At 43.0% G+C, this 12,087-nt stretch carries 12 protein-coding genes; 8 read left to right on the forward strand and 4 right to left on the reverse strand.

The annotated features are described in order from the left end of the window. Window positions 1-66: 66 nt before the first annotated feature. Window positions 67-2,565 (reverse strand): ATP-dependent helicase HrpB, encoded by a 2,499-nt coding sequence (gene hrpB / locus C9J41_RS09240; RefSeq protein WP_107294482.1) that lies wholly within the window; start codon window positions 2,563-2,565, stop codon window positions 67-69. 113 nt (window positions 2,566-2,678) lie between these two features. Between hrpB and sfsA the strand changes: the two genes are divergently transcribed. The 7 genes from sfsA to panC all read left to right on the forward strand — a co-directional run bounded on the left by sfsA (window position 2,679) and on the right by panC (window position 8,855). Continuing rightward, entirely contained in the window at window positions 2,679-3,392 is a 714-nt protein-coding gene (gene sfsA / locus C9J41_RS09245) for a DNA/RNA nuclease SfsA (protein ID WP_107206586.1), read from the forward strand. Between the two features lie 129 nt (window positions 3,393-3,521). Next, the gene (gene dksA, locus C9J41_RS09250; protein ID WP_006647288.1) at window positions 3,522-3,971 is read left to right on the forward strand and encodes an RNA polymerase-binding protein DksA; all 450 of its coding nucleotides are present in this window, start codon (window positions 3,522-3,524) and stop codon (window positions 3,969-3,971) included. Between the two features lie 311 nt (window positions 3,972-4,282). Then, window positions 4,283-5,167: a tRNA glutamyl-Q(34) synthetase GluQRS gene (gene gluQRS / locus C9J41_RS09255; RefSeq protein ID WP_107206585.1), complete on the forward strand. Its 885-nt coding sequence runs from the start codon at window positions 4,283-4,285 to the stop codon at window positions 5,165-5,167. Between the two features lie 54 nt (window positions 5,168-5,221). Further along, complete coding sequence (gene pcnB, locus C9J41_RS09260) at window positions 5,222-6,655, forward strand: polynucleotide adenylyltransferase PcnB (protein ID WP_255418315.1); 1,434 nt, start codon at window positions 5,222-5,224, stop codon at window positions 6,653-6,655. After that, on the forward strand, window positions 6,652-7,137 hold the full coding sequence (folK, locus tag C9J41_RS09265; RefSeq protein ID WP_107206583.1) for a 2-amino-4-hydroxy-6-hydroxymethyldihydropteridine diphosphokinase: 486 nt from the start codon (window positions 6,652-6,654) through the stop codon (window positions 7,135-7,137). The genes pcnB and folK overlap by 4 nt, the downstream gene beginning before the upstream one ends. A 25-nt stretch (window positions 7,138-7,162) precedes the next feature. After that, entirely contained in the window at window positions 7,163-7,957 is a 795-nt protein-coding gene (gene panB, locus C9J41_RS09270) for a 3-methyl-2-oxobutanoate hydroxymethyltransferase (protein ID WP_107206582.1), read from the forward strand. Window positions 7,958-7,967: 10 nt separating this feature from the next. Next, window positions 7,968-8,855: a pantoate--beta-alanine ligase gene (panC, locus tag C9J41_RS09275; RefSeq protein WP_107206581.1), complete on the forward strand. Its 888-nt coding sequence runs from the start codon at window positions 7,968-7,970 to the stop codon at window positions 8,853-8,855. Window positions 8,856-8,924: 69 nt separating this feature from the next. Here the strand turns inward: panC and C9J41_RS09280 are convergent, their stop codons facing one another. Further along, window positions 8,925-9,695: an ABC transporter permease gene (locus tag C9J41_RS09280; RefSeq protein ID WP_107206580.1), complete on the reverse strand. Its 771-nt coding sequence runs from the start codon at window positions 9,693-9,695 to the stop codon at window positions 8,925-8,927. Next, on the reverse strand, window positions 9,692-10,624 hold the full coding sequence (locus tag C9J41_RS09285) for an ABC transporter ATP-binding protein (RefSeq protein ID WP_107260193.1): 933 nt from the start codon (window positions 10,622-10,624) through the stop codon (window positions 9,692-9,694). The genes C9J41_RS09280 and C9J41_RS09285 overlap by 4 nt, the downstream gene beginning before the upstream one ends. Before the next feature lie 117 nt (window positions 10,625-10,741). Here C9J41_RS09285 and can point away from each other — a divergent pair, with 117 nt between their 5' ends. Further along, window positions 10,742-11,431, forward strand: coding sequence for a carbonate dehydratase (gene can / locus C9J41_RS09290; RefSeq protein WP_105060977.1), 690 nt, complete (start codon window positions 10,742-10,744; stop codon window positions 11,429-11,431). A 50-nt stretch (window positions 11,432-11,481) separates the two neighbouring features. Here the strand turns inward: can and hpt are convergent, their stop codons facing one another. Then, entirely contained in the window at window positions 11,482-12,009 is a 528-nt protein-coding gene (gene hpt, locus C9J41_RS09295; protein WP_107206578.1) for a hypoxanthine phosphoribosyltransferase, read from the reverse strand. Window positions 12,010-12,087 lie beyond the last annotated feature (78 nt).

Below are 12,087 nucleotides of genomic sequence, written 5' to 3' on the forward strand. Positions count from 1 at the left end.
TGCTCCTAAAAACGTGATTATGGCTAATAATGAACACTATACCTGATTATATATACAGGTCTATTGCTAGATATACTTTTTGGTTTTACGGGTAGGTACATGATTAGCAGGATCGTCCGGCCATGGGTGTTTAGGGTATCGACCTTTCATTTCCTTTTGTACTTCCTTATAAGAGCCCTGCCAAAAAGCAGCTAAGTCTTGGGTAATTTGCAGTGGCCTTTGTGCGGGAGACAATAATTCCAATACCAATGCCACTTTGCCATTAGCAATACAAGGCGACACTTTTTCACCAAACATTTCTTGTAACTTCACCGCAAGCACGGGTTGCTGTTGCTCATGATATCGGATCTTTATCGTCGTCCCTGTTGGTACTTGATAATGCGTAGGCAGTAGCAAATCGACTTGTTGCTTTTTATCCCAACCTAAATACGCTTCTAATGCGCTAACTACATCTAACTTAGCGACACCTTTCATGGTTTTGATCCCATTCATATAAGGCAGTAACCAACGATCAGCCGCTTCAAGTAAATCTGTTTCACCTAATGCAGGAAGCTCAAGTTCAGGTAACCAGCGAGCAGCACAACGTGCACGTGTCAGCAATGAAGAGGCTTTATCTGTCCACGTTAATACCGATAACCCTTTGCGTTTTATTGCATTAACCAACGCTTCACTGGTAAGCGCGGGATCAGGATCGGCAGCAATATCTCGACTAACGATGAGTTTGCCACAATAGATCCGATGCTCAGCACTTAAGCGCCCTTTTTTATCATCCCAATCCAGCCAGTCTTTCTTGGTAAATAACTGAGGGTGCATCAGTTGTAATTGGGCTAAATCAGCAGACACAGCAGAAAATACTCGACTGTCACCTTGCCGTGTTTTCACCACATCCGCCACCACCAAGGTATGTTCAGATGCTAAATTTTGATCAACATCGAGTATCACACCTTGGCCGTTTGCCAACTGATAACGTCCATCATAGTTACGTGTCATCGCAATACGATCAGGAAAACCTGCTGCTAACAATGCACCTAACCATAGGTTATTCACTATTAATGACGTGCTCTTAGGTTTGTCATCAAGGTGTTGATAAAGTTTTTGTCGGGTTTGTTTCGCCCGCTGGCAATAATGCCCCGATTTGACAAGCTTTTGACTTTCCAATAAATGTAATTGAAAACCGAGATCCGGATTGTCCATCCCTCGCGGCGGATCTTCTAATAACGCCACAAGCATGGCTGCTGTCGACAATATAGTTTCATCCTGTTGCGCTCGGTAGCGTTCAAGGGCAAAGGCTAGAATCGCGGCATGACGAGGGTCGGCACCTAAACCTTGGATCAGTTTTCCTCGCTCAGTTTGTTGACCTCGCGTATCTATGGCGCCAAGTTGCACCAATAATTCACGAGATTGTTGCAATGCGATTGCGGGAGGAATATCAAGCCATTGTAATTCAGCGGGATCGTGACAACCCCACTGCACTAATTCCATTGCCAATGAGGTTAAATCGCTACGTAAAATTTCAGGCTGCGGGGTTGCTGGTTGACGCTTTAGTTGCTCTTCACTGTACATTCGCAGACAAATACCCGCCGATAAACGTCCAGCTCGTCCTGCTCGTTGCTCTGCCGATGATTGTGCAATACGTACTTGCTGTAAGCGGCTAATACCTGATTTTGGATCCCACTGTGCGATACGCTCTAACCCGCTATCAACCACTAATCGAATACCTTCAATGGTTAAACTGGTTTCAGCAATATTCGTCGCCAACACCACTTTACGTTGCCCATTGATTGGCGTACTGATCGCTTGTTGCTGCTGTTCAATACTCAATTGACCATAGAGCGGACAAATCATAGTTTTATTGTCGACACGATCCTGTAACGCTTGCTCTAACCGTTTAATTTCGCCGACACCCGGTAAAAATACCAGCATAGATCCTGGTTCAGTGTTGAGTAATTGGCATATTGCTTGTGCCATTTTTTCAATAAGATCTCTAGGTTCAGTTTGCCCAGCGTAGCGATATTCAACAGGGAAGCAGCGTCCTTGTGATTCGATATAACTTGCCTCAGGCAATAGCGCTATCAATGCTTGCTGAGATAAGGTTGCTGACATCACCAGAATCTTTAAATCATCGCGAAGCGCTTGCTGTACTTCGAGTGCTAACGCTAATGCGGTATCGGCGTGAATAGAACGCTCATGAAATTCATCGAAGATCAGTAAATCAATGCCAGTCAGCTCAGGATCCTGTTGCAGCATCCGTGTCATCACACCCTCGGTGACAATCTCAAGCTTGGTCTTTGCACTGACTTTGGTTTCACCTCGTACACGTAAGCCGACCGTTTCCCCAACTTTCTCACCTAACTGACGAGCTAAATATCCCGCAATATTTCTTGCAGCTAATCGTCTTGGCTCTAACATTACGATACGTCCGGTAAACATATTTTGTTGTAATAATGAAAGCGGTAGAAATGTCGACTTACCTGCCCCCGGTGGCGCTTTTAAAATCAGTTGAGATGAAGATGTCAGTGCTGATAATAAATTGGGTAATACGTCTACTATTGGGAGTTGTGACAAGCTGAGTACCTTATGTCATGATCGAATTTATCGGCTAATGCCATGCCTTTAATTGCCATTGTAGCGAAAAGGTAACCTACAACGAAAAACAATAATCAGCCACTGAGAGAACTATGAAATTTGCGCAACCTTTACAAGCGGCCAAACTGATCAAACGTTATAAGCGTTTTTTAGCCGATATTGAACTTGATAATAATGACATTCGCACTATCCATTGCGCTAATACAGGTGCCATGACCGGTTGTGCCGAGCCTGGCAGTACCGTTTGGTATTCCACCTCTGATAATCCAAAACGTAAATACCCCAATAGTTGGGAGCTCACTCAAACACTGAGTAATGATTGGATTTGTGTAAACACAGCTCAAGCCAATCGATTAGTGGAAGAAGCCATTAAAAATGACGTAATTGATGAACTAACAGGTTACACATCACTGCGAGCTGAAGTTAAATATGGCACTGAAAATAGTCGCATTGATTTATTACTTGAGTCAGAAAGTCGACCACCCTGCTATATTGAAGTAAAAAGCGTCACCTTATTAGGGAAAGATAGACAAGGTTATTTTCCTGATGCCGTAACCACTCGAGGCCAAAAACACCTTAGAGAGTTAATGGAGATGGTCGATCAAGGCAACAGAGCGGTGCTTTTATTTGCAGTATTACATTCGGGAATTGATAACGTATCAGTAGCTGATCATATTGATCCAATATACGCTCAGCTATTAACGCAAGCAGTGAAGGCTGGTGTTGAGGTTCTTTGCTACAAAGCAGAGCTCAATAAAGAGCAAATCAAGCTGACTAATTGTATAGAATTTCGTCATTCAAACTAAAAAATGATGGTTTCTTCACATTGGTATAGAATTGAAGAAAGACATTAATTGCCACAGCCAACCCTTTCTGCTATAGATACCGCCCAAAATTAACCAGTGACGGTTATTAGGTACATTAGGAGATGCTATATGCCAGAGAGCAACGTTAAAAAATCACTAGGCATCCTGGCTATTGCTGGGGTTGAACCTTACCAGGAAAAAGCTGGTGAAGAGTATATGGGTGAAGCTCAACGCGATCACTTCCATAAGATTCTTTCAGCATGGCGTAATCAGCTTCGTGAAGAAGTTGATCGTACAGTAAACCATATGCAAGACGAGGCCGCTAACTTCCCAGATCCTGTCGATCGTGCAGCTCAGGAAGAAGAATTCAGCCTTGAATTACGTAACCGTGACCGTGAACGTAAACTGATTAAAAAAATCGAAAAAACCCTAAAGCGCATTGAAGAAGATGATTTCGGCTTCTGTGACTCTTGCGGTATCGAGATCGGTATTCGTCGTTTAGAAGCTCGCCCAACAGCAGAACTTTGCATTGACTGTAAGACACTTGCAGAAATCAAAGAAAAGCAAATGGCTGGCTAATTACGTCGCCTGCGTTAATGCCTAATTTTAGAGGGAGCGAAAGCTCCCTCTTTCGTTTACACTAGCGTGCGATTTAATTTGTGTCGCGCTATTATTAGCGCGACTTATCCATGTTGATCATTGCTTGCGCTCTAATCACGCTCAATTGAGCTTAAGATTAGCTCGCACCAAACTGAATAAGGTTCTGCGTAAAGAATCTTATTCAGTTTGGAGGGTTGCCTTGCAGCAGTATCCCCTAGCTCTGGTCAACATATTTTAACGCCGAGCCTAGTCACCTAATCAGGTCTAGGCTGCTTTATTGTTCATAATTTATGACACAGACGACACAATATATAGGACGCTTTGCGCCATCACCATCAGGGCCACTTCATTTCGGATCATTGATAGCCGCACTCGGTAGCTACTTGCAAGCCAAGTCACACCAAGGGCGCTGGATTGTCAGAATGGAAGATCTCGACCCACCACGAGAAATGCCAGGTGCTGCAGATGATATTCTTCGTACTCTTGAAGCTTATGGCTTTACGTGGGACGGTGGAATTATGTATCAAAGCCAACGTCATGATGCATACCAAAGTCAAATCGACCAATGGTTAGCCCAAGGCGATGCTTATTATTGTCAATGTAGTCGTAAAGCAATCAAAGAAGCTGGCGGTTTTTACCCAGGTACCTGTCGTAACCTCAATCAACAGCCTAAAGACAGTGCTGTTCGTTTAAAAGTGGACAAACCTATCACTCTTTTCGATGATCAATTACATGGTCAAATCGCCCTACCAACGACTGTTGCGGGAGAGGATTTTATCATTCGACGTCGAGACGGGTTATTTGCTTATAATCTTGCGGTTGTGCTTGATGATATCGAACAAGGGATCACTGAAGTTGTTCGTGGTGCTGATTTAATTGAACCTACGGGACGTCAAATCGGCTTATACCAACAACTTGGTCATGCCCCTGTAAGCTATTTACACTTACCGCTCGCTGTAACGGAAAATGGCAATAAATTGTCAAAACAAAACCATGCGCCAGCGATTGATAAAAACAATCCTCGCCCGGCTTTAGTTGCAGCGCTACAGTTTTTAGGCCTTGCGCCGCCAGCAGAACTTGCTGAACTAACTGTAGAAGAAATTTTATTGTGGGGCGTTGAACATTGGCAGCTCGATAAGCTACCAAAAACCACCGCTATCACACTAGCATTCTAAAATAGTCTGCCGTGATATATTATATACGGCTGTTTGTTGAACCAGATGCACATAATGGGGTGTATTATCTTTAATCGAGTAGCCAGCTTTTGCCGTAAAGTATTGAATCGCGACAGTAGTACTCGCGTTCCAGAGGAACAAACTTTGCAAGTTTACCAACGCCAAGAGCACAGCATTTCACGTAAAGATATCAGCGAAAATGCGCTGAAAGTACTATATCGTCTAAACAAAGCCGGTTACGACGCTTACTTAGTAGGTGGCGGCGTACGTGATTTACTACTAGACAAACAACCTAAAGACTTCGATATTGCAACCAATGCAACACCAGAAGACATTAAAAAGCTATTTCGTAACTGTCGCTTAATTGGTCGTCGTTTTCGTCTTGCCCATATCCTATTTGGTCGTGACATTATTGAAGTGGCAACATTCCGCGGACACCATTCCGACGCGCCAGTACAAACGACGACACCAAAAGATAGCAAACAAAAACCGCAAATCTCGTCGCGTAGCCAAGAAGGTATGTTACTTCGTGACAACGTCTACGGCACGATCGAAGAAGATGCAGAGCGTCGTGATTTCACCATCAACGCACTTTATTACAGTGTGAAAGATTTTACGGTGACCGATTACGCCAACGGTGTTCACGATCTTAACAATCGTATTGTTCGCTTAATGGGTGATCCTGAAACCCGTTACCGTGAAGATCCTGTACGTATGCTACGCGCAGTACGTTTCGCGGTGAAACTAGACATGGAAATAGATCCTGCAACGGCAGCACCGATCAAAGATCTTGCGCCACTCATGCTAGATATTCCATCGGCACGTTTGTTCGAAGAAAGCCTCAAACTGCTGCAATCAGGGCAAGGTTTAGAAACCTACCGTATGCTACGCGAATACAACCTGTTCCAACAACTTTTCCCTATTTTGGCCGAGCACTTTACTGAAGATAATAGCAGCCAAACAGAGAAGATGATTGAGCACATCTTGGCATCTACCGATAAGCGTATTGCAGAAGATAAACGCGTAAACCCTGCCTTTATCTATGCGGCAATGCTCTGGTATCCAATGATGATCCGAGCAGAAGAAGTGTCTTTTGCCAGTGGTTTATCGTTCTACGACGCCTTTATGATGGCTAGTAACGATATTCTTGATGATCAAGTTCGTACGATTGCGATCCCACGCCGCCATACCACGACAGTTCGCGATATTTGGCAACAGCAATTACGTTTTGCTCGTCGCAGTGGCAAGCGTGCGTTTAAAACCATGGAACACCCTAAATTCCGTGCCGCTTACGACTTCTTAGAAATGCGTGCCCTATTTGAAGGTCATGATGTTAAAGAGTTAGCGCAATGGTGGAGTGAATTCCAAAACGTGGATCGCAACCAACGCAGTAAAATGGTGTTAAACCTGAATGAAAGTGGCAGTCGTCGCCCACGTCGTCGCCGTCCGCAGCAACGCCGTAAAAAGCCACAGCCGAAATCATCATGATCCGAGCTTATATCGCAATAGGCAGTAACTTGGGCGATCCTATCGCCCAAGCTAATAGCGCCATTGATGCGTTACACGCACATCCCGATATGACGGTCATTGCTGTCTCATCCCTATATAGCAGTACACCGATGGGACCGCAGAACCAACCCGATTATATCAATGCCGTGGTAGCAATCGATACCGATTTAGCGCCGCTCGCATTACTTGATCAAACCCAAGCCATTGAACTTGAACATGGTCGAGTACGTAAAAATGAACGTTGGGGGCCAAGAACCTTGGATCTCGACATTCTGTTATACGGTGATCTCATGCACCACTGTGAACGTTTAACCGTTCCACATTACGGTATGAAAGTACGAGAATTTGTACTCTACCCGTTAGCTGAGATAAGCCCTAAGTTAACCCTACCTGACAACACCCCTTTATCCACTCTATTGGATCAGGTAGACCTAAATGGCTTAGCTATCTGGCAAAAATAAAAATCTATCAGGGCGAGGAAAAGCTATGAAGAAAATTACTATCAACGATCTCATGAAATGGAAGCAAGAAGGTCGTAAGTTCGCATCAGTCACTGCATACGATGCAAGTTTTGCTCAATTATTTGAGCAGCAGGAAATGCCAGTATTACTGGTTGGTGATTCTCTTGGCATGGTTTTACAAGGCCGTGAAGATACGCTTCCTGTTACTGTAGAAGAAATCGCTTACCACACGCGTAGTGTTCGTGCGGGTAGCCCCAATGCATTACTGATGGCTGATATGCCATTTATGAGTTATGCAACGCCAGAACAAGCTTGTGAAAATGCAGCAAAGCTAATGCGTGCTGGCGCTAATATGGTCAAACTAGAAGGTGGTGCATGGTTAGCAGATACCATTTCTATGCTAGCTGAACGTGCCGTCCCTGTTTGTGCTCACCTCGGTTTAACACCACAATCAGTCAATATTTTTGGTGGATACAAAGTACAAGGCCGTGATCTCGACAAAGCCGATGAAATGGTTAAAGACGCTATCCTATTAAAAAATGCAGGCGCACAGATCATTGTTCTTGAATGTGTACCAGCTAGCCTTGCTGAGCGCATTACCAAAGCAGTAGAGATCCCTGTGATTGGTATTGGTGCAGGTAACAGTACCGATGGTCAAATTCTAGTTATGCACGATATGTTCGGTATTTCTGCCAATTATATGCCGAAGTTCTCGAAAAACTTCCTCGCAGAAACTGGCGACATGCGTGCGGCTGTCACTAAATATATTAAAGATGTTGAGACAGGTGAATTTCCAGGCTCTCAACATACCTTTGAATAAGGAATAAAAGATGCAAACATTCGCCGAGATTGCCCCACTAAGAGAGCAAATTCGTACCTGGCGCCGTGAGGGTCGCCGTATCGCTTTTGTTCCAACAATGGGTAATTTGCATGAAGGTCACTTAACGCTAATGCGTAAAGCACGTAAACATGCCGATGTTGTTGTTGCTAGTATCTTTGTTAATCCAATGCAGTTTGATAAGGCAGAAGATCTACAAACGTACCCACGTACGTTAGAGCAAGATATTGCAAAACTAAGTCAACAAAATATGGTTGATGTGGTATTCACACCAACGCCAGAGGTGATGTACCCTGCCGGCTTAGACAATCAAACATTTGTTGAAGTGCCAGTCCTATCTAGCATCTTAGAAGGCGAATTACGTCCTGGTCATTTTCGTGGTGTAGCAACCATAGTTAATAAACTTTTTAATATTGTTCAGCCAGATGTAGCCTGCTTTGGTGAAAAAGACTTCCAACAATTGGCACTTATTCGTCAAATGGTTATCGACCTTGAGCTTGATATCAAAATTGTTGGTGTACCTACAGTACGTGAAATGGACGGTTTAGCCATGAGCTCGCGCAATGGCAAACTAACCGTTGATGAACGTCAACGAGCGCCAGTACTTGCCCGTACTATGCGTTGGGTCAGTAGCCAAATGCGTGGTGGTCGCACTGACTATGACGAGCTTGTAATCGATGCCAATGATCAATTACGTGCGGCAGGTTTACAGCCTGATAAATGTTTCATTCGTGATGCAGTCACCTTACTGCCTGTAACCGAAGGAACTCAGCAAGCAGTGATCTTGATGTCATCTCAATTAGGTAAAGTCCGCCTGATTGATAACCAAGTTGTTGACTTGGGACCGACTCAAACATCAGATGAAGATGTCGCTGAATAAACGTTAGTAATAACGATTAATAAAAAAATACCGCTCATTAAGCGGTATTTTTTTATCTCAAATATCACGTTATGAACGTAATCCAATACCGCGTGATATTAGATAGTATGCCACGCTATACAACGCAATAACAAAAACACTCAATACAGCAAACGATGTACCAATTCCCACATCAGAGACGCCAAGAAAGCCGTAACGGAAGGCATTCACCATATAAACGATTGGGTTGATCTTCGATACACCTTGCCAAAATTCAGGCAGTAGATTGATCGAGTAAAACACCCCACCAAGATAGGTCAACGGCGTTAGCACGAACGTTGGAATAATACTGATATCATCAAACGTGCGGGCAAATACCGCATTAATTAAACCGCCTAATGAGAACACGATAGATGTCATTACCACGGTGGCTACAATCACACCAATATGTGCAATGTGAAGCTTTACAAACAACAATGATACAATCGTAACTAATGTCCCTACGGCTAAACCACGTAGTACACCACCACCGACATAACCGGCAATAATGATGTAGTTAGGAACTGGCGCAACCAATAACTCTTCAATGTTGTGCTGAAATTTAGCACTAAAAAAAGAAGACGCTACATTAGAATAAGAATTAGTGATCACTGACATCATGATCAAACCTGGAACGATATAGGCCATATAACTAAACCCTTCCATATCACCTATTCGGCTACCAATTAAGTTACCAAAAATAATGAAATACAAGGTCATGGTAATGGCAGGTGGGACTAACGTTTGCACCCAAATACGTGTAAATCGATGGATTTCTTTGGCAATTAAGCTTTTAAAAGCGATCCAATATTGTTTCTTCACGCCTCAACCCCTTTATTATTCTGTGCTTGGTGTACCAAAGTGACAAACAATTCCTCTAAACGGTTACTCTTATTGCGCATCGATTTAACCTCAATCCCTTGCTCTGTTAATTGACTAAATACAGGATTTAAACTTTCGCCTTTTTTCAGTTCAATTTCCAACGTCGCACTATCAACCAATAGGCTATTGAAGCCAATCAGGTTTGGTGGCGTCTGTTGCGGGTTGATATCTAAAATAAACGTTTCTAATTCAAGCTTTCCCAATAAGTGTTTCATTGAGGTATGCTCAATCAATTCACCATGATTAATAATACCGATATTACGACACAGCATTTCGGCTTCTTCCAAGTAGTGAGTGGTAAGAATAATCGTCACCCCTTCTTGGTTTATTTTACGTAAAAACGTCCACATAGATCGGCGTAATTCAATATCGACACCCGCGGTTGGCTCATCTAAAATCAGCAACTTAGGTTCATGCATTAATGCACGAGCGATCATTAATCGACGCTTCATCCCACCGGATAAATTACGCGCACGCTCACTGCGCTTACCCCATAAATCAAGCTGTGATAAATATTTCTTAGCACGCTCTTTAGCAAGCGATCGCTCTACACCGTAATAACCTGCTTGGTTAATCACGATTTGCTCAACCGTTTCAAAAGGATTGAAATTAAATTCTTGTGGCACTAACCCTAGCTGGTTTTTCGCATCGACTTTTTCAGAGTCTAAATCATAACCAAAGATTTTTACCGAGCCCGAGGTCTTATTCACCAGTGAGCTAATGATGCCAATAGTGGTCGATTTTCCCGCACCATTAGGCCCTAATAACGCAAAAAAATCCCCTTCATCAACGGTTAAGCTCATATTCTTTAAAGCTTCCACACCGCCTTTGTAAGTTTTTCTTACATTTTTTATTTCTAAAGCGTTCATAAATTGCAATCTTTCTGTTACAAAATTAAAAGGAATTATTAATTATCTATCACTAATCCGATTTGCTATTAGCGAAGCTTGTGTATAGTAAGGAACATATCAATATAAGGTATCATCATGGCAGATATTAAGCAGCTCTTCGCAAACAACCTATCTTGGTCAGAGAACATTAAAAATGAAGATCCTGACTACTTTACCGAACTGGCAAAAGGACAACATCCACAATACCTTTGGATCGGTTGTTCAGACAGTCGTGTTCCCGCAGAACGTTTAACGGGACTTGTCTCTGGTGAATTATTCGTCCACCGAAATGTAGCCAACCAAGTGATCCACACCGATCTTAACTGTTTATCCGTGGTTCAGTATGCTGTTGATGTACTGAAGGTAAAACATATTATTATCTGTGGTCACTATGGCTGTGGTGGCGTTACCGCTGCCATTGAAAACCCACAGCTAGGTTTAATCAATAACTGGCTACTGCATATTCGCGACCTTTACTTAAAGCACCGTACTGATTTAGGTGCCCTTCCTCGCCAAGAGTGGGATGATAAATTATCTGAAATTAACGTAGCCTCGCAAGTCTATAACTTGGGTAACTCAACCATTTTGCAGCAAGCATGGGAACGCGGACAAGAAGTGAAGATTCATGGTTGGATCTATAGTACAAGCAATGGCGTACTTAAAGATCTTGGTGTTACCTCAACCAGTCGTGAAACGCTTGAAGTCGGCTACCAATCGGCAATGTCTTCACTGCTGCCACCGTTAGAACAGTCTATCAATGATCATATTACTGAAAAAACTAACTAAGCTTTAGAATCGATCATGATAAAAAAAGCGACCATCAGGTCGCTTTTTTTTTATTCCGGAACCACTTTACCAATGAAAGGTAAATGACGGTATTTTTGTGCGTAGTCGATACCGACACCCACAACGAATTCATCAGGAATAACAAAACCGTGCCAATCAACTTTCACGTCCACTTCACGACGCTCTGGCTTATCAAGTAAGGTACAGATACGAATCGAGTTAGGTTCACGCAGCGATAAGATCTCGTACACTTTATGTAATGTATTACCGGTATCGATAATATCTTCTACCAGCAGTACATCTTTGCCTTTGATGTCATCATCAAGATCTTTCAAAATCCGCACATCACGACTACTTTCCATCGTATTACCGTAGCTTGATGCAGTCATAAAATCGACTTCATGAGGCAAGTCAATCGCACGTGCAAGATCTGCCATGAACACAAAAGAACCACGCAATAAACCTACCATCACTAGATCTTTTGAATCTTTGTAACACTCAGTAATTTGCTTGCCTAGCTCTTTAACACGTTCTTGAACTTCCTGCTCAGAAATCATTACTTCAATTGTATGTTTCATTTTCTTCTCCACTTGTGCGACTGCACTAGCCATCACAGGCTACTTATTTCAAAGGAATCGCATTGTACCACTCCTCAG

Origin of the sequence: Photobacterium sp. GB-50, assembly GCF_003026755.1 — a bacterium.
Lineage (GTDB): Bacteria > Pseudomonadota > Gammaproteobacteria > Enterobacterales > Vibrionaceae > Photobacterium.